We start from the raw sequence: 16761 nt of genomic DNA, 5'->3' as shown, positions 1-16761 counted from the left end.
ACACCTCATAGTCTAGAAAGCCGCCATTGTAGCGCGTAGCGACGTAAGCGATACGCGCAAGCAACACTCGGTTTTTCAGGCTTTTATGCCGCAATACAACATTTGCATGAGCTAAATTGATCGATTCACGCCAGTAACATCGCGCCCCGGCCAGTGCTTGGGTACAATTCCACGCTAATTTGATCGAGTATCAGGAACACTACATGATCGCTTGCCTGCGGCTGTTCACTGCCCTCTGCCTCGCTGCCTTGCTGGCGGCTTGCGCCAGCTCGCCCTCCTCCAGCCTTGGCGAAGTTCCACGAACCCCGGACGCCAGTATCGAGCAACTGCTCGAGAAAGCTGCCCAGAGTAAATCACCGGAAGAGGCTGCCCTGTTGCGCTTGAGTGCCGCCGACCTGGCTTATCGCCAAGGCAATGCGGGCCAATCAGCGCAAATCCTGCAGCAAGTTCCGGTTGAACAGCTCAAACCTGGCCAACAGGTTTTCGCCAACACCCTGGCTGCTGAATTGGCCATGACGCGCAATCAGCCCAAAGCGGCCTTGACCGCCTTGAGCCACCCAAGCATGCAACGCCTCGGCGAACTGTCCGAAGAGCAGCAGGTTCGCACCGGCACTGTACGTGCCCGCGCCCTTGAAGCCGATGGCCAGACCCTGGCCGCCGCAAAGGAGCGCATCTTTATTGCGCCGATGATGAGCGGTGAAGCCGCCAGCAAAAACCACGAAGCGATCTGGACCCTGATTGCCTCGCTGCCAACCGACCAATTGCAGCCGACCACCACCGACGACCTCGGCGGCTGGATGGCGCTTGCACTGGCGGTGAAATCTGCCGGCACGGTGGAACAACAGCAGGCCGCGATCGACAACTGGCGCGCCCAGCACCCGAAACATCCGGCTGCCATTCAGCTGCCACTGCCCCTGACCAACCTCAAGGAACTGGCCAGCCAGCCGCTGGGCAAAATCGCCTTGCTGCTGCCGCAGGATGGACCGCTGACTTCGGTCGGCAAAGCATTACGCGAAGGTTTCATGGCCGCCCACTACCAGGCACAACAGGCCGGACAGAAGCCGCCAGCGATCGAGTTCTACGACAGCTCGCGCCTGAACAACCTCGACGAGTTCTATCGCAAGGCCCAGGCCGATGGCGTGCAACTGGTCGTCGGTCCGCTGGAAAAGCCGCTGGTCAAACAGCTGAGCACCCGCCCGCAACTGCCGATCACCACCCTGGCCTTGAACTACAGCGAAGGTGAACAAGGTCCACCACAGCTGTTCCAGTTCGGTCTCGCCGCTGAAGACGAGGCTCGTGAAGTGTCGCGCCGCGCCCGCGCCGACGGCCTGCATCGCGCCGCCATCATGGTGCCTAAAGGCGAATGGGGCGACCGTGTGCTGAGAGCGTTCAGCCAGGACTGGCAAGCCAACGGCGGCAGCATCGTTGCCACCGAACGCGTCGACCAACCCGTTCAGCTGGCCCAGCAAATTGCCGACATGTTCCAGCTGCGTCAGAGCGAAGGTCGCGCCAAGAGCCTGCAAAGCACCGTAGGCTCCACGGTCGCCGCCCAGCCTTCGCGTCGCCAGGACATCGAATTCATCTTCCTGGCCGCGACACCGCAACAGGCCCAGCAGATCAAACCGACCCTGAACTTCCAGTACGCCGGTGACGTTCCGGTTTACGCCACCTCCCACGTATTCAGCGCCAGCGGTGACGTGAACCAGTACAACGACATGAACGGCATTCGCTTCTGCGAAACTCCGTGGTTGCTGGATGCCAATGACCCGCTGCGCAAGCAAGTCACCGCGCAATGGCCACAAGCGGCCAGCAGCCTCGGTCGCCTCTACGCCATGGGCGTCGACGCCTATCGCCTGGCGCCACGCCTGGGTCAACTCAAGGCACTGCCTGACAGCCGCATCGAAGGTCAATCGGGCAGCCTGGGCATGACTCAGAACCAGCGTGTGGTGCGCCAGTTGCCGTGGGCGGAATTCGTCAACGGTCAGGTTCAGCGCCTCCCGGACACCCCGCGCTGATGCCCGACAGGTCACGCCAGCAAAGCGGTAAGGATGCCGAGCGCCATGCGCTCGAGCATCTGCAACAACAAGGTCTGCGCCTGTTGGCGCAGAACTGGTTGTGTAAACGTGGCGAGCTTGATCTGGTCATGCTTGATGGCGATACAGTAGTATTCGTTGAAGTTCGCTACAGAAAAAACACTCAATGGGGTGGCGCGCTCGATAGCATTGATGAGCGCAAACGGCAGAAACTGATTTTTGCCGCGCAGTATTTTCTTCAGTGCGAGTCACGCTGGGCCAATTCCCCTTGCCGTTTCGACGTGGTTGCCATCGACAGCAACCTCGATCAGTTGAACTGGTTGCAGAATGCCTTCGACAGCTGATTGCTTGCACCTCGAAACGGACACCACCCAACACTTTTGCTCTTTGTTTTGCGGGCTGCACTTTCACGTGCCGGACAGCCGCGCTCATTAAGGTCACACAGATGGACATGCAATCGCGAATTCGCCAGCTTTTTCAGGCCAGTATCGACACCAAGCAACAGGCGATGGAAGTACTTGCACCGCACATCGAGCAAGCCAGCCAAGTGATGGTCAACGCCCTGCTCAACGAAGGCAAAATGCTTTCCTGCGGCAACGGCGGCTCTGCCGGCGATGCCCAGCACTTTTCGTCCGAATTGCTGAACCGCTTCGAACGTGAGCGCCCGAGCTTGCCAGCCATTGCGCTAACCACGGACAGCTCGACGATCACCTCGATCGCCAACGATTACAGCTACAACGAAATTTTCTCCAAGCAGATCCGCGCCCTCGGCCAGCCAGGCGATGTACTGCTGGCGATTTCCACCAGTGGCAATTCGGCAAACATTATTCAAGCGATCCAGGCCGCACATGATCGCGAAATGATTGTCGTAGCATTGACCGGTCGCGATGGCGGCGGCATGGCGTCCCTGCTTTTGCCCGAGGACGTCGAGATTCGCGTACCGGCCAACGTCACCGCACGTATTCAGGAAGTTCACCTGCTGGCGATCCATTGCCTTTGCGATTTGATCGACAGCCAACTGTTCGGGAGTGAAGAATGACCCCTAATCGCCTCGGCCTACTGGCCCTGACCCTATGCCTCGGCATCAGCGGCTGCACCTCGGTGGTTAATGCCAGCCGTGAAGCACCGATCGAAGATGACCGCGGCACTCGCACCTTCGGCAGCAAGATCGATGACTCCCTGATCGACACCAAGGTCGGAGTGAACATCGCCAAGGCCGACCCAGCCCTGGACAACGACTCACACATTGTCGTCACCAGCTTCAACGGCGTCGTACTGCTCGCCGGGCAAACCCCACGCGCAGACCTCAAGGCCAAGGCCGAGCAAGCCGCTGCGTCTGTTCAGCGAGTGAAAACGGTCCACAACGAACTGCAAGTTCTGCCACCCTCCGGCTTTCTTGCTCGCCAGAACGACACCTGGCTGACTTCCAAGATCAAGACCCAGATGCTCACTGACCCGAACATCCCCGGCTCGCGCATCAAGGTCGTAACCGAGAACGGTATCGTCTACCTGCTGGGCCTGCTGACCAAACAGGAAGCCGCCCAAGCGACCAATCTGGTGCAGGGTGTTTCCGGCGTGCAGAAGATCGTGAAGCTGTTTGAGTACATCGACTGACCCGCACCATGTAAAAAAAAGGCGATCCCTTCGGATCGCCTTTTTTATTACTTCACCACCTTCAAACTTGGCCGACCGCTAGGCCGCGGCGGCTCGCTATCCGGCGGTGGCAGATCGTCATCCGGCTCGATGTCATCCTCTTCTTCGCCCATAGGCGCTTCCAGATCGAACACCATGCCCTGACCGTTCTCCCGAGCGTAGATGCCCAGGATCGATGCGATAGGCACGTACAGCGTGTGTGGCACGCCACCGAAGCGCCCTTCAAAACTGACCGCTTCATTATCCATATGCAAATGACGCACGGCTTGCGGCGACACGTTCAGGACAATCTGTCCGTCACTGGCAAAACCCTGAGGCACCTGCACCGACGGATACTCGGAATTGACCAGCATGTGCGGGGTGCAGTCGTTGTCCACAATCCACTCGTAGAGCGCGCGGACCAGATAAGGTCGACTGGAGTTCATAGCGGCTCCTTAAGCCTTAGCGCATATCGCGTTCGACACCAGACAGACTCGCCTGGAAAGCCTCACGCGCAAACGAGCGCTCCATGTAATCAAGCAGCGGCTTGGCTGGCCGCGGCAGTTCTATACCCAGAATCGGCAATCGCCAGAGTATTGGCAATAGGCAGCAATCCACCAGGCTTTGTTCCTCGCTGAGGAAAAATGGCTTGTCGGCAAACAGCGGCGACACGCCCGTCAGGCTTTCACGCAGCTCTTTACGTGCCACGGCACGAGCCGCTTCCTTGGTCCGCGAATCCAGAATCAGATCCACCAGGCCACACCAGTCACGCTGAATACGATGAATCAGCAGGCGGCTGTTGGCACGCGCCACCGGATAAACCGGCAATAGCGGCGGATGCGGGTAACGTTCATCCAGATACTCCATCACCACCGTTGACTCCCACAACGCCAGGTCACGATCGACCAGGGTGGGCAAGCTGCCATAAGGGTTCACTTCGATCAGTTTAGGCGGCTGACGGCCAGCTTCCACGTAGATGATCTCGGCGCTGACACCCTTCTCTGCCAGTACGATTCGCACTCGGTGGGAATAGTGGTCGGCGGGGTCGGAGTAACAGGCCAACCGATTGGTCACGCCCATGGCGGTCCTCCTCGCTTGTAGAAATTATCGGAAGCGGAAAAACGAGCGCGCCCAGAGGACGCCTCCCGTAACGCCTGGATCACCAGGCTCGTTACACCTTCAGAGGCGCCCTTGGGCGCGCGCGATTAACAGCAATTGCTTGAAGCTTTATCAGTGCACATCTTTCCAGTATTCGCGCTTGAGCAGATAAGCGAATACGAAGAAGAACGCCAGGTACAGCAATACATATGTACCGATGCGCTGATGTTGCAGCTTAACCGGGTTAGCCGAGTAAGCCAGGAAGGTTACCAGATTCTTGACCTTCTCATCGAACTGCTCTTCGGTGAGGGTTCCGCTTTTCGGCACAATGGTCAGCTGATCGCACGCTTCATGGGTCAGCGGCGTACCGGTCAGCGGATCATATTGCTTCTTCCCGTCTTCGACGATCTGAACCTGTTTGCAACCGACAACCTGACGACCTTGCAGGCCAACCAGCACATTAGGCATGCCCACGTTCGGGAAAACCTTGTTGTTCACACCCCAAGGGCGCGACGGGTCTTCGTAGAACGACTTCAGGTAACCGTAGAGCCAGTCGGTACCACGAACACGAGCCACCAGGGTCAGGTCGGGCGGTGCCGCACCGAACCAGGTCTTGGCATCAGCCGGCTGCATGCCGATGTTCATGTGGTCGCCAATCTTGGCGCCGGTGAATACCAGCTTCTCGAGCATCAGTTCGTGAGGAATACCCAGGTCATCGGCAACACGCTCGTAACGCTGGAACTTGGCGCTGTGGCAACCCATGCAATAGTTGGCGAAGGTGCGCGCACCGTCCTGCATGGCGGCTTTGTCGGAAACGTCGATGTCGACTTTTTCCAGCTCCGGCCCACCGTGTTCAGCAGCGAAAGCGAACACCGGCAGCGCAGCAAGCATCAATACAGCAAATAGTTTTTTCATCAGCCAGTCACCCTTTCCGGAACCGGTTTGGTCTTCTCAAGCCTGGTGTAGAACGGCATCAGAATGAAGTAGGCGAAGTACAGGAAGGTGCACACCTGCGACAGCAGCGTACGGCCTGGAGTCGGAGCCAGAACACCCAACACACCCAGGATCACGAACGAGATGCAGAACACCCAGAGCCAGATCTTGCTCAGCCAGCCCTTGTAGCGCATCGACTTGACCGGGCTACGGTCCAGCCACGGCAGGACGAACAGCACAGCAATGGCCGCGCCCATGGCGATAACGCCGAGGAGCTTGTCCGGAACGGCACGCAAAATCGCGTAGAACGGTGTGAAGTACCAGACCGGAGCGATGTGCTCAGGGGTCTTGAAGGCATTCGCCACTTCGAAGTTTGGCTTCTCGAGGAAGTACCCACCCATTTCCGGGAAGAAGAACACGATCGAGCAGAAGATGAACAGGAACACCACCACCCCAACGATATCTTTCACGGTGTAGTACGGATGGAAGGCGATGCCGTCCAGCGGAATACCGTTTTCGTCTTTGTGTTTCTTGATGTCCACGCCGTCAGGGTTGTTCGAACCGACTTCGTGCAACGCCAGGATGTGCAGCACCACCAGACCGAGAATCACGATCGGCAAGGCAACAACATGCAGGGCGAAGAAGCGGTTCAGGGTAATACCGGAGATCAGGTAGTCACCACGAATCCATTGCGTCAGGTCGTTACCGATCACAGGGATCGCACCGAACAGCGAGATGATCACCTGGGCGCCCCAGTAGGACATCTGACCCCAAGGGAGCAGGTAACCCATGAAGGCTTCAGCCATCAGCGCCAGGTAAATCAGCATGCCAAAGACCCACACCAGCTCACGCGGCTTCTGGTACGAACCGTAGAGCAAACCACGGAACATGTGCAGATAGACCACGATGAAGAACGCCGAAGCGCCGGTGGAGTGCAGCAGACGCAGGATCGAGCCGTACTCGACGTCTCGCATGATGTATTCGACGGAAGCAAACGCCTCTTCCGCCGACGGGGTGTAGCTCATGGTCAGCCAGACACCGGTAACGATCTGGTTGACCAGAACGAGCAGCGCGAGGGAACCAAAGAAATAGAAGAAGTTGAAGTTCTTCGGGGCGTAGTACTTGCTGAGATGGTCTTCCCACATTTTGGTGGCGGGAAAGCGCGCATCAACCCAATCCATGAACTTGCTCATCACGCTTTCTCCGTATCGACGCCAATGACAATGATGTCATCGGTCTCATAGGAATGCGGGGGAACTGGCAGGTTCAAAGGCGCAGGTTGCGACTTGTAGACGCGGCCAGCCAGGTCGTAGTGGGAGCCGTGGCAAGGGCAGAAATAGCCACCTACCCAGTCCTTGCCCAGGTCAGCGGGGGCGACTTCAGGACGGAACGTCGGCGAGCAACCCAGGTGCGTGCAGATACCAATCAGCAGCAGAACCTCAGGTTTGATCGAACGGGTTTCCGGATCGACGTAGGTTGGTTGAGTCGAGTTCTTGGAGGTCGGGTCAGACAACTGGCCCTCGATCTTCTTCAGATTCCCCAGGATTTCCTGCGTACGGCGGACGATGAATACCGGCTGGCCGCGCCACTCAGCAATCATCTGCTGGCCTGGCTCGATTTTGCTGACATTCACTTTCACCGGTGCACCTGCGGCTTTCGCCTTGGCACTGGGAAACCATGACCCCACGAACGGGACCGCAGCCCCCACCGCTCCTGCAGCACCCACCACGGATGTGGCTGCTACCAAGAAGCGACGCCGGCCTGCATTCACGCCGTCATTGCTCATTCAGTCCTCTCCCATCAGCTTTGTGGCCTGTTAAATCAGGCATCTACTAAGTAAATCTATGTACTTATAAAAATTTTGCCGAATGGTAATGAAAAGCCCCAATTCTGACAAGGTAATTACCCCGAGGCGCCACTCCCAAGCCTTGTAGTATAGGGGCTCTGCGCGTGTGGCAAGTTGTCACAGCGCAATTCTTTGATAAATCGCACGCATAAAAAAACGCCCAGCTCCGTGAGGAAACTGGGCGTTCTTTTTTGAACGTGGAAACGAATTAACGCTTCGAGTACTGCGGACGCTTACGCGCTTTACGCAGACCAACTTTCTTACGTTCAACTTCACGTGCATCGCGGGTTACGAAGCCGGCTTTACGCAGAGCGCTGCGCAGAGTCTCGTCGTAGTCCATCAGAGCGCGAGTGATGCCGTGGCGGATTGCGCCAGCTTGACCACTTACACCACCGCCGATCACGGTGACGTAGATGTCGAACTTCTCGACAGTCTCAGTCAATTCCAGCGGCTGACGAACTACCATGCGGGCAGTTTCGCGGCCGAAGAAATTATCCAGCGAACGGTTGTTGATGGAGATGTTACCAGTACCCGGACGCAGGAAAACGCGTGCGGTTGCGGTCTTGCGACGGCCAGTGCCGTAATTTTGAGTCGCCGACATAATGTACTATTCCGTTAAAACTTCAGTTCTTGGGGCTGCTGAGCAGTATGAGGGTGTGCAGCGCCCGCATAGACTTTCAGCTTACGGTACATGTCGCGACCCAGCGGGTTCTTAGGCAGCATGCCTTTGACCGCGGTCTCGATCACGCGCTCAGGGGCTTTAGCGATCAGCTTTTCAAAGTTGATCGACTTGATGCCGCCCGGGAAACCGGAGTGGGAGTAGTACATTTTGTCAGTGGTTTTAGCACCGGTAACACGGATCTGCTCAGCGTTGATTACGACGATGTAGTCGCCGGTGTCAACGTGAGGAGTGTACTCAGGCTTGTGCTTGCCACGCAGACGGCTCGCGATTTCGGTGGCCAGACGACCCAGGGTCTGACCAGCAGCGTCGACGACAAACCAGTCGCGCTTTACTGTTTCCGGTTTAGCAGTAAAAGTCTTCATTCTTTATAGCCTCAGGGGCCGCCCTGTAAATTAGACGGCGGATCTTACTGAATAGTGCGTACTTTGACAAGTCAAAGGCAGCCGGATACAGACGCTTTCGGGGGCTCGGGTCGGCGCGTCCGTTCAACGGCAAGATTCTTCGGCGGCGGCGCATCACTTCCACTGCAGAAAGAGGTGCGCAATTATGCAGATTGCGAAAAATATTTCAACCTGCTTTTATGATTGTTTTGCCCAAGGAGCACCCGATGGACTATCGCCAGCTAGGCCGGACCAATCTCAATGTGAGTGCTATCTGCCTCGGAACCATGACCTGGGGTGAGCAAAACACCGAGGCTGAGGCCTTCGCCCAAATCGAACGGGCCAAGGAAGCCGGGATCAATTTCATCGACACCGCCGAAATGTACCCGGTGCCGCCCAAGGCCGAAACGTACGCCACCACCGAGCGCTACATCGGCAATTACTTCAAGCGTCGCGGCGATCGAGCCGACTGGATCCTGGCCAGCAAGATCGCCGGCCCCGGCAATACTATCGACTACATCCGCGACAAAAACCTTCGACACAATCGACAGCACATCACCGAAGCTGTGGACGCCAGCCTCAAGCGTTTGCAGACCGATTACATCGACTTGTACCAACTGCACTGGCCGGAGCGCAGTACCAATTTCTTCGGCCAATTGGGTTACAAGCACAAGATCGAAGCCAACCTGACACCCCTGGAAGACACCCTCGAAGCACTCGACGAACAGGTCAAGGCCGGCAAGATTCGCCACATCGGCCTGTCCAATGAAACCCCGTGGGGCACCATGCGTTTCCTCGCCCTGGCCGAAGCCCGTGGCTGGCCGCGCGCAGTGTCGATCCAGAACCCGTACAACCTGCTCAACCGCAGCTTCGAAGTCGGCCTGGCAGAAATCGCCATCCGCGAACAGTGCGGCCTGCTCGCCTATTCGCCGCTGGCTTTCGGTTTCCTGTCGGGCAAGTACGAAGGTGGTGCTCGTCCGCCGAAGGGTCGCCTGAGCCTCTACAGTCGCTTCAGCCGCTATTTCAACCCGCAGTCGGAAGCAGCCTGCAGCCGCTATGTGGCATTGGCCCGCGAGCACGGCCTGGACCCGGCGCAGATGGCACTGGCGTTCGTGACGCAACAGCCGTTCGTGACCAGCAACATCATCGGCGCGACGACGCTTGAGCAACTGGACAGCAACATTGCCAGTTTCGATCTGAAACTGTCGGAGGAAGTACTGGAAGGGATCGAGGCGATCCACAAGGATCATCCGAATCCAGCACCGTAACCCACACCTGCAGGTGCTGGCTTGCCAGCGATCAAAGCAGACGCGGTAGCCAATCGGACCGCGTCGCCGCCATCGCCAGCTAGCCGGCTCCTACAGAGACCTGGCAATAATCTCCTTCATGATTTCATTGGTCCCGGCATAGATTCGCTGCACCCGTGCATCCGCCCACGCCCGTGCAATCGGGTACTCCCACATGAAACCGTAACCGCCATGCAACTGCACGCACTCGTCGAGCACCTTGCATTGCAGGTCGGTGCCCCAGTACTTGGCCATCGCCGCCGTCGGCACGTCGAGCTTGCCTTGCAGGTGCAGTTCCAGGCAGCGGTCGACGAAGACCCGGCCGATCTGGATTTCCGTCGCCATCTCCGCCAGCTTGAATCGAGTGTTCTGGAAGTCTGCAATCGCTTTGCCGAACGCCTTGCGCTCGCGGGTGTACTCCAGCGTCCATTGCAGCGCAGCCTCAGCTGAAGCCAACCCGCCAATGGCCACGGTGAGGCGCTCCTGCGGCAATTCCTGCATCAGGTAAGCGAAGCCCATCCCGGCCTGACCCAACAGGTTTTCCTTGGGCACCCGGACGTCCTGAAAGAACAGCTCTGAGGTGTCCTGGGCCTTCATGCCGACTTTTTCCAGACGCTTGCCCTTGTCGAAGCCTGGAGTGTTCGCTTCCACCAGGAACAAACTGGTGCCCTTCGCGCCAGCCTTCGGATCGGTCTTGGCAACGACAATCACCAGATCGGCGAGGAAGCCGTTGGTGATGAAGGTTTTCGAGCCGTTGATCACGTACTCATCACCATCAAGCACGGCGGTGGTTTTCACCCCTTGCAGATCGGAACCGGCGCCCGGTTCGGTCATTGCAATGGCAGTGACCATTTCCCCGGAGACCAGTTTCGGCAGGTATTTGTGCTTCAGCGCTTCACTGCCGTAATGCAGGATGTACGGCGCCACGATGTCCGAATGCAGGGAAAAACCGATCCCGGTCAGCCCCAGCCGCCCGACCTCTTCGATCACCACTGCACTGTAGAGAAAGTCCGCCCCCAGCCCGCCGTACTCCTCCGGCAAGTGCGAACACAACATTCCCGCCTCCCCCGCCTTGTTCCACAGTTGACGGTCGATGTAGCCCTGTTTTTCCCATTGCCCATGAAACGGCACGGCCTCTTTTTCGAGGAACGTTCGCACGCTGTCGCGGAAAAGTTCGTGCTCGGGACTGAACAAGGTTCTGGGAATCATGCGGCACCTGTCGTTTATTTTTAGAAGGAGTTGACCTTCAGAGACTAAGCCCCGCGTCCGATACAGGACACTGGACACATCCGACAAAAAATAAGACGATCCAGCCGTCTGGTGACCACTTTCCCCTATAAGAATAAAGTTGAATTATGTCTAACCAAGCCTCCACGCCCCTGCGGCGCGTCTGCATCCTGGCCTTCGACCGGGTCTTCGCTTCCACCCTCTTGCAAGCCAAGGATTTCTTCCATCTCGCCAGCCTGCGCTACGGCAAACAACTGGGTCACGGGCTGACTCCGGCGTTCGAAACCCGGCTTGTCAGTCCCGACGGCAAACCGGTCAACACCTTCAGCGATGTTGTCATTCCCGTGGACGGCGGACTGGAAAACGCGGACATCATCGTCATTCCCGCGTTCTGGGACGACTTCGAAACCCTGTGCCAACGTTATCCCCAAGTCCTGCCCTGGCTGCGCCAGCAACATGCGCGCGGCGCGGTACTCTGCGGCGAAGCCACCGGCGTGTTCTGGCTGGCCGAAGCCGGGCTGCTCGACGGCAAGGAAGCGACCACCTACTGGCGCTTCTTCAACGCCTTCGCCGAGCGTTTCCCACGGGTTCAGCTCAATCAGGACAAGCACCTGACCGACGCCGACAACTTGTATTGCGCCGGCGGCACCACGTCTGCATGTGATCTGTACGTCTACCTGATCGAGCGCTTCTGCGGCGCCAATGTGTCCCAGGCCGTGGCGCGAGACATTCTCTACGAAGTACAACGCAGCTATTCGCCGGGTCGAATCGGTTTTGGCGGACAGAAGTTGCACCAGGACGTGATCATCCTGCAGATCCAGCACTGGCTCGAAGAACACTTCGCCGACAAGTTCCGCTTCGAAGACGTCGCTCGCGAACACGGCATGAGCATCCGCAACTTCATGCGCCGCTTCCAGACCGCCACCGGTGACAAGCCGCTGCACTACCTGCAACGCCTGCGCATCGAAACCGCCAAGGGCCTGCTGTCCGGCAGCCGCAAGAGCATCAAGACCATCAGCTATGAAGTCGGCTACGACGATGCCAGCTTCTTCGCACGGCTGTTCCGTCAGCACACGGAACTGTCGCCGAACCAGTATCGGCAGCAGTTCCAGCAAGCGGCGTAACACCTGAGTCGGACACAAATCCCTTGTAGGAGCGAGCAGGTTCGCTCCCACAAGGGACCTAGATGCACACACTTTCCTACGCAAAAAACCGAATGCGGAGCCCGGAAGAAGCCGACTTGGCTCATGTACGTCAACCCGCCAAATCTCCAATATTTCTCCCTGCAAACACCATCAGTGCTGACAGGGAAGATCAACAGTGACTATCGGATCAAGCTACAACTACCCCTCATACGTGACCAGGGACGGCGTGCGCACCAAGCGCTCAACCACGAACAAATGGGCCGCTCGTTTTCCCAACCCGCCGGACTTGTGCTTCGACTATCGAACACTGGTCGAACAGGAAAACGGCATCGCCAGGGCGACAGACCCAAGCCACAAAATCTGCATCATTGGCGCCGGTGTAACCGGCCTGACCGCCGCCAGAGAACTCTACCGCTGCGGTTTCACCCATATCACCCTCATCGAACAATCCACACGCATTGGCGGCAGGCACCTGACCGTTCAAGGCAGCCCACACTCCACGCAAAGCCATACCCCATTCGAGATGGGCGCCATGCGCATGCCCTTCTTCAACCGGGCGGATGAACCACCGATCGAGGGCCGGTCACTCATGGCTTACTACGCCAAGACATTCGACCTGGCGTATTCAGATTTTGCCAACCCCGGAAGCCAGTGGGTGCACTCGACCGGCATCTACCTTCGAGAGGGCAGCATGGGCGGTGGGGCGACGCCGCAGATGTTGATCTGGAAAAACGCCGATGGCCTGACCCCGCCTCCCGGCAAAGAACTGCAAAAGGTCTACGCGAAGTGGAAAGACTTTGCCGATCGCATGACCCGGCACGTTGCAGAGGTTTATGCCAGCGAGAAATGGGAAGTCATGTGGGCCGCTATCGTGGAAAAATACGAGAGCGTTTCCTTCCGCGACCTGGTCAGTATGCCGGCACTGGAAACCTGGGATGAACAGTCGCCAGGGGACTTTGGCGGCATGGGAATGTCCGCAGAAGAATCGGCGATTTTCTACGCGATCGGCATTGGTGACGGCAGCTGGGGAGCCTTTTACGACGTCTGCTGCCTCTATCCGCTGCGCACCGCCATTTTTGGATTCAGCAGCCAACTGCAACTGATTCACGGACGGGTCGACACCAACGGCAATCCGCTGACCTCACCCCATCTGCACAGCGAAGCGGTTTTTGATTCGACAGGCCTGAGCTTTGACAGGCCTCGCTACATCGGGCTTGCAGCGGTGGACGAATGCTTGTTGTTCATGAACATCGACGAAACCGCAAAGTCCGTCTACGACCATAGCCGCCAACGAAGTAACGGCCTGCTGACTGACTCCTCAGTCACCAAACTCAAGAAACTCGCCAACCAGAAAACACGCGTTTATTTCAATTGGAAACACAGCCAGCCCGAACAAACCCAGGAGCACTTCGATGACTTTGACTCGGTCATCGTGACGCTTCCCTCCTGGCTGATCGAAACACGCATCACACTGGAAAACTTCACCCAGGAAATGCTGCCGTTCGAGACCATCAATGCCTATAAGACGGCGCACTGGGAGACCAGCTGCAAAGTCTATGCACCGCTGAAAAAATCATTTCTTTCAAAAAACACCAACATCCCGCAAGCCATCGTCACCGACAGTTTTATTCACGACGTCTACACCTACCGCTACAACGAACATTACAGCTATGACTGCATCCTCCTGAGTTACACCTGGGAGGACGATGCCACCAAACTCGCGTCATTCAGCGATAAAGAGTTGGTCACCAAGTGTGCGGAGGAGCTGGACCGCATCCTCATGAACGCCACCAATATCGAGGAGAAAATCTCTCCTTACATCAGCATTGAGCAAGCCGTGGTGCAGCGCTGGATCACCGACAAAAACGCGCTGGGCTGCGCAAAACTGTACCGCCCCGGCACCTACTACGATGCGGTCAGCCTGATGAAGTACAACCGGGACTTCGCACAGGTTTCAGGCCTGTATTTTTCCGGAGAGTCATTTTCAGTCGACGCCGGATGGACCGAACCGTGCTTTCGCGGTGCCGTCGATGCGGTTATTCACATTTGCAACAAAACCGCCGCAACGTTCAACGGCGGGTTTTCCATGAGTGATTACCCGCAGTACCAGCTCAAAACCTGATCCGCCCCCGCCCCGGAGCCATGCACGACGTGCATTGGCTCTACCTCCGCGCCTCTTCAGGCCTGCCCGTTCAAATCTCCCGCCGATGCATCTTCGGATAAGGACTACAGCCTTACCGGAAGCCGCTGACTTACGCGCCACACCCGATTCAACTCTTATAAACACGCAGTTCAACAGTGTGAATAACAATAAAAAAGAGGTCATCGGGAATGAGCGAGCCAACAAGCCCTGTTCGTGTAGCAGTCGTGCAATTCGATCCACAAGTCGGCATCGAGAAACGTGAAGGCAATCTGCATCGCAGCCTGGAACTGGCGCTGGAAGCGGTAAACGGTGGGGCGAATCTCATCGTGTTGCCCGAGCTTTCGAGTACCGGGTATTTCTTCAGCAATCGACAGGATGCCTTTGCCCACTCGGAGGCCGTGCCCAATGGCCCGAGCGTAAAGGTCTGGATGGACTTCGCCCGCGAGCACGGCATCTACCTCGTGGCCGGCCTGACCGAGCGCGATGGCATGCAGCTTTTCAACACCGGCGTTCTGGTCGGGCCGGACGGGTTTATCGGCAAGTACCGCAAAGCCCATTTGTGGAACCTCGAGAAGCTCTGGTTTACGCCGGGCAACCTGGGTTTTCCGGTTTTCGACACACCCATTGGGCGCATCGGATTGTTGATCTGCTGGGACATCTGGTTTCCGGAAGTACCGCGAATCCTCAGCCAGCAAGGGGCCGACATCATTTGCAGCCTGAACAACTGGGTGTGGACACCGCCGCCGCTGTTCGATGACGCTGGCAAGTGCATGGCGTCGTATCTGACTATGACCGCTGCTCACGTCAACAACGTGTTTATCGCCGCCGCAAGCCGCATCGGCGAGGAGCGCGGTGCCCGTTATCTGGGTTGCTCGCTGATTGCCGGGACCAACGGCTGGCCGATTGGCCCAGTGGCATCGGCAGACCAGCAGGAAATCCTGTTTGCCGATATCGACCTGACCAGCTCCCGCAGCGCGCCTATCTGGAACAGCCTGAACGACCTGCACCGCGATCGCCGGGCCGATCTCTATGATCAAATGCTCGGTTATACCCAACACCCATGTCTCCCGCGCTGAAACAGGAGACATCGAACATGGACATCACCACCGAGAAAAACCGGCTTACGCACCGATCGACCATTGATACGGCGATCATCCTGCTGATGATTGGCACAGTTCTGCTGATTATCTGGCTTTCTTTCACTAACCGTTCCCTATGGTCGGCCCACTGGCCAGGCTACAGCGACATGGTGTCTGCGATTCCGGAGCCGAGTGCCTGGTTACGCTGGGTACTTGGCGACATCAGCGAAGTTGCCTTCTACAAACACGAGTTCGCCTCTATCGGGTTATTGGCGGGCGCCTATCTGGCCTATTGGGCGAACAGGACGGGGAAAACCTGGCAAGGTTTTGCCATCTGCTACGGGACCGGTTTGTGGCCATGGCTGATCACCAGCTCACTACTGGGCCTGTTGTTGAGCAATCTGCTGTGGGGCTGGACGATGACGGCCAACAGCTGGCAACCGACCTTTGTCGCCTTTGTTTCACTTCCGGCGGCGATGGTGCTGATGTTTGGCGCGGGCTGGAGGGTCGCCATCAACGGCGCAATCATGGGCGCCGTGCTCGTCACGCCGATGTGTTTGCTGATCGTCAATTACCTGTGCAACCCGCTGGGCTTGCCAGTGGTGATCGGCAATGTCTCGGGCATGGCAGTCGCCAGTGTGTTTGCCTTCCTGCTCTGTCGATACCTGCCGAGCCTGGTGAAGTCCGCGCGACCGGACTTTGCCGAGAAGCCCTCCGACGCTGCACCCGCCACCACCAGGACGCCCGACTACGGCGTCATCTGGACCCTGCGCCGGATCCTCGCGGACTTTTCCGAGGCGCCGTTCTTCGGCAATGAATTGGCCAGCCTCGGATTGATCCTCGGTGCGCTGCTGGCTTACACCTTGAACCCCCTGAGCCCGGTTTACGGCTCAGGCCTGCTGCCCCAACTGATCGGCGCCCAAGCGTTGACCTCGGCCATCGGCATCATGATCTGGCGCCGACAGTGGATGTTGCGCGGCTGGTATCCCACCTACATTCCGCTGGTGTCCGTTGTGCCGGCGGCGCTGTTGACCCATGGCGGCAGTTGGCAGGTCATCGCCTCAAGCGCACTGCTGGGGGCGTTGATCGCCCCGCCCCTGGCGTGTGCGATTGCCAAGCGGTTGCCGGCCGACATGCACGCCTACATCGGCAATGTCCTGTCCATGGCCATCAGCACGTTGCTGATCATTCCACTGATTGGATGGCTGATCGCCAACTGACACACGCACCCTGTCCTTCGGCTGTATCGCAGCCTCAACAGCGGATACAGCCCTTTT

General features: G+C 57.8%; 17 protein-coding genes. 9 read left to right on the top strand and 8 right to left on the bottom strand.

What is annotated here, in order from left to right:
* Positions 1–203 precede the first annotated feature (203 nt).
* The 4 genes from ABVN21_RS00180 (at position 204) to ABVN21_RS00165 (ending at position 3647) form a co-directional block, all read left to right on the top strand.
* Entirely contained in the window at positions 204–2015 is a 1812-nt protein-coding gene (locus ABVN21_RS00180) for a penicillin-binding protein activator (protein ID WP_339554739.1), read from the top strand.
* Positions 2015–2377 (top strand): YraN family protein, encoded by a 363-nt coding sequence (locus ABVN21_RS00175; RefSeq protein WP_075945626.1) that lies wholly within the window; start codon positions 2015–2017, stop codon positions 2375–2377. The genes ABVN21_RS00180 and ABVN21_RS00175 overlap by 1 nt, the downstream gene beginning before the upstream one ends.
* Before the next feature lie 101 nt (positions 2378–2478).
* Positions 2479–3072 (top strand): phosphoheptose isomerase, encoded by a 594-nt coding sequence (locus tag ABVN21_RS00170; protein ID WP_007972584.1) that lies wholly within the window; start codon positions 2479–2481, stop codon positions 3070–3072.
* Entirely contained in the window at positions 3069–3647 is a 579-nt protein-coding gene (locus ABVN21_RS00165) for a BON domain-containing protein (RefSeq protein WP_339554735.1), read from the top strand. The genes ABVN21_RS00170 and ABVN21_RS00165 overlap by 4 nt, the downstream gene beginning before the upstream one ends.
* A gap of 47 nt (positions 3648–3694) precedes the next feature.
* Here the strand turns inward: ABVN21_RS00165 and ABVN21_RS00160 are convergent, their stop codons facing one another.
* From ABVN21_RS00160 to rplM, 7 genes are all read right to left on the bottom strand, one after another.
* Positions 3695–4111, bottom strand: a complete 417-nt coding sequence (locus ABVN21_RS00160) for a ClpXP protease specificity-enhancing factor (RefSeq protein WP_034149534.1) — start codon at positions 4109–4111, stop codon at positions 3695–3697.
* A 16-nt stretch (positions 4112–4127) separates the two neighbouring features.
* Positions 4128–4745, bottom strand: a complete 618-nt coding sequence (locus ABVN21_RS00155) for a glutathione S-transferase N-terminal domain-containing protein (protein WP_060539471.1) — start codon at positions 4743–4745, stop codon at positions 4128–4130.
* Between the two features lie 150 nt (positions 4746–4895).
* The gene (locus tag ABVN21_RS00150) at positions 4896–5678 is read right to left on the bottom strand and encodes a cytochrome c1 (protein WP_339554731.1); all 783 of its coding nucleotides are present in this window, start codon (positions 5676–5678) and stop codon (positions 4896–4898) included.
* Complete coding sequence (locus tag ABVN21_RS00145; RefSeq protein ID WP_034149536.1) at positions 5678–6889, bottom strand: cytochrome bc complex cytochrome b subunit; 1212 nt, start codon at positions 6887–6889, stop codon at positions 5678–5680. Before ABVN21_RS00145 ends, ABVN21_RS00150 begins: the two co-directional genes overlap by 1 nt.
* On the bottom strand, positions 6889–7482 hold the full coding sequence (petA, locus tag ABVN21_RS00140) for a ubiquinol-cytochrome c reductase iron-sulfur subunit (RefSeq protein WP_047533009.1): 594 nt from the start codon (positions 7480–7482) through the stop codon (positions 6889–6891). The genes ABVN21_RS00145 and petA overlap by 1 nt, the downstream gene beginning before the upstream one ends.
* Positions 7483–7750: 268 nt before the next feature.
* Positions 7751–8143, bottom strand: coding sequence for a 30S ribosomal protein S9 (gene rpsI, locus ABVN21_RS00135; RefSeq protein ID WP_003228056.1), 393 nt, complete (start codon positions 8141–8143; stop codon positions 7751–7753).
* 14 nt (positions 8144–8157) lie between these two features.
* A complete protein-coding gene (gene rplM / locus ABVN21_RS00130) occupies positions 8158–8586 on the bottom strand; it encodes a 50S ribosomal protein L13 (RefSeq protein ID WP_007917032.1) in 429 nt (142 codons plus the stop codon).
* 245 nt (positions 8587–8831) lie between these two features.
* On the opposite strand from rplM, the gene ABVN21_RS00125 reads away from it, so the two are divergent.
* Positions 8832–9872 (top strand): NADP(H)-dependent aldo-keto reductase, encoded by a 1041-nt coding sequence (locus ABVN21_RS00125; RefSeq protein ID WP_339554728.1) that lies wholly within the window; start codon positions 8832–8834, stop codon positions 9870–9872.
* 90 nt (positions 9873–9962) lie between these two features.
* On the opposite strand, the gene ABVN21_RS00120 is transcribed toward ABVN21_RS00125, so the two are convergent.
* Positions 9963–11099 (bottom strand): acyl-CoA dehydrogenase family protein, encoded by a 1137-nt coding sequence (locus tag ABVN21_RS00120; RefSeq protein ID WP_339554726.1) that lies wholly within the window; start codon positions 11097–11099, stop codon positions 9963–9965.
* 146 nt (positions 11100–11245) lie between these two features.
* Here ABVN21_RS00120 and ABVN21_RS00115 point away from each other — a divergent pair, with 146 nt between their 5' ends.
* The 4 genes from ABVN21_RS00115 to ABVN21_RS00100 all read left to right on the top strand — a co-directional run bounded on the left by ABVN21_RS00115 (position 11246) and on the right by ABVN21_RS00100 (position 16704).
* Positions 11246–12241 carry a GlxA family transcriptional regulator gene (locus ABVN21_RS00115; protein WP_339554724.1) on the top strand — a complete coding sequence of 332 codons (996 nt, stop codon included), beginning with the start codon at positions 11246–11248 and terminating at the stop codon, positions 12239–12241.
* 196 nt (positions 12242–12437) lie between these two features.
* Entirely contained in the window at positions 12438–14384 is a 1947-nt protein-coding gene (locus ABVN21_RS00110; RefSeq protein WP_339554722.1) for an FAD-dependent oxidoreductase, read from the top strand.
* Positions 14385–14593: 209 nt separating this feature from the next.
* A complete protein-coding gene (locus tag ABVN21_RS00105) occupies positions 14594–15481 on the top strand; it encodes a nitrilase family protein (RefSeq protein ID WP_339554720.1) in 888 nt (295 codons plus the stop codon).
* Between the two features lie 17 nt (positions 15482–15498).
* Positions 15499–16704, top strand: coding sequence for a hypothetical protein (locus ABVN21_RS00100; protein WP_339554718.1), 1206 nt, complete (start codon positions 15499–15501; stop codon positions 16702–16704).
* Positions 16705–16761: the final 57 nt, after the last annotated feature.

Origin of the sequence: Pseudomonas sp. MYb327 (assembly GCF_040438925.1) — a bacterium.
Classification (GTDB): Bacteria; Pseudomonadota; Gammaproteobacteria; order Pseudomonadales; family Pseudomonadaceae; genus Aquipseudomonas.
The sequence above is the reverse complement of the archived record's forward strand: the minus strand, read 5'-3'. Positions and strand labels throughout refer to the sequence as shown.

Bases quoted from the DNA above. Each gene is read 5' to 3' on its own strand.
- ABVN21_RS00180 (WP_339554739.1), top strand. From the start codon at position 204: ATGATCGCTTGCCTGCGGCTGTTCACTGCCCTCTGCCTCGCTGCCTTG.
- ABVN21_RS00175 (WP_075945626.1), top strand. From the start codon at position 2,015: ATGCCCGACAGGTCACGCCAGCAAAGCGGTAAGGATGCCGAGCGCCAT.
- ABVN21_RS00170 (WP_007972584.1), top strand. From the start codon at position 2,479: ATGGACATGCAATCGCGAATTCGCCAGCTTTTTCAGGCCAGTATCGAC.
- ABVN21_RS00165 (WP_339554735.1), top strand. From the start codon at position 3,069: ATGACCCCTAATCGCCTCGGCCTACTGGCCCTGACCCTATGCCTCGGC.
- ABVN21_RS00160 (WP_034149534.1), bottom strand. From the start codon at position 4,111: ATGAACTCCAGTCGACCTTATCTGGTCCGCGCGCTCTACGAGTGGATT.
- ABVN21_RS00155 (WP_060539471.1), bottom strand. From the start codon at position 4,745: ATGGGCGTGACCAATCGGTTGGCCTGTTACTCCGACCCCGCCGACCAC.
- ABVN21_RS00150 (WP_339554731.1), bottom strand. From the start codon at position 5,678: ATGAAAAAACTATTTGCTGTATTGATGCTTGCTGCGCTGCCGGTGTTC.
- ABVN21_RS00145 (WP_034149536.1), bottom strand. From the start codon at position 6,889: ATGAGCAAGTTCATGGATTGGGTTGATGCGCGCTTTCCCGCCACCAAA.
- petA (WP_047533009.1), bottom strand. From the start codon at position 7,482: ATGAGCAATGACGGCGTGAATGCAGGCCGGCGTCGCTTCTTGGTAGCA.
- rpsI (WP_003228056.1), bottom strand. From the start codon at position 8,143: ATGTCGGCGACTCAAAATTACGGCACTGGCCGTCGCAAGACCGCAACC.
- rplM (WP_007917032.1), bottom strand. From the start codon at position 8,586: ATGAAGACTTTTACTGCTAAACCGGAAACAGTAAAGCGCGACTGGTTT.
- ABVN21_RS00125 (WP_339554728.1), top strand. From the start codon at position 8,832: ATGGACTATCGCCAGCTAGGCCGGACCAATCTCAATGTGAGTGCTATC.
- ABVN21_RS00120 (WP_339554726.1), bottom strand. From the start codon at position 11,099: ATGATTCCCAGAACCTTGTTCAGTCCCGAGCACGAACTTTTCCGCGAC.
- ABVN21_RS00115 (WP_339554724.1), top strand. From the start codon at position 11,246: ATGTCTAACCAAGCCTCCACGCCCCTGCGGCGCGTCTGCATCCTGGCC.
- ABVN21_RS00105 (WP_339554720.1), top strand. From the start codon at position 14,594: ATGAGCGAGCCAACAAGCCCTGTTCGTGTAGCAGTCGTGCAATTCGAT.
- ABVN21_RS00100 (WP_339554718.1), top strand. From the start codon at position 15,499: ATGGACATCACCACCGAGAAAAACCGGCTTACGCACCGATCGACCATT.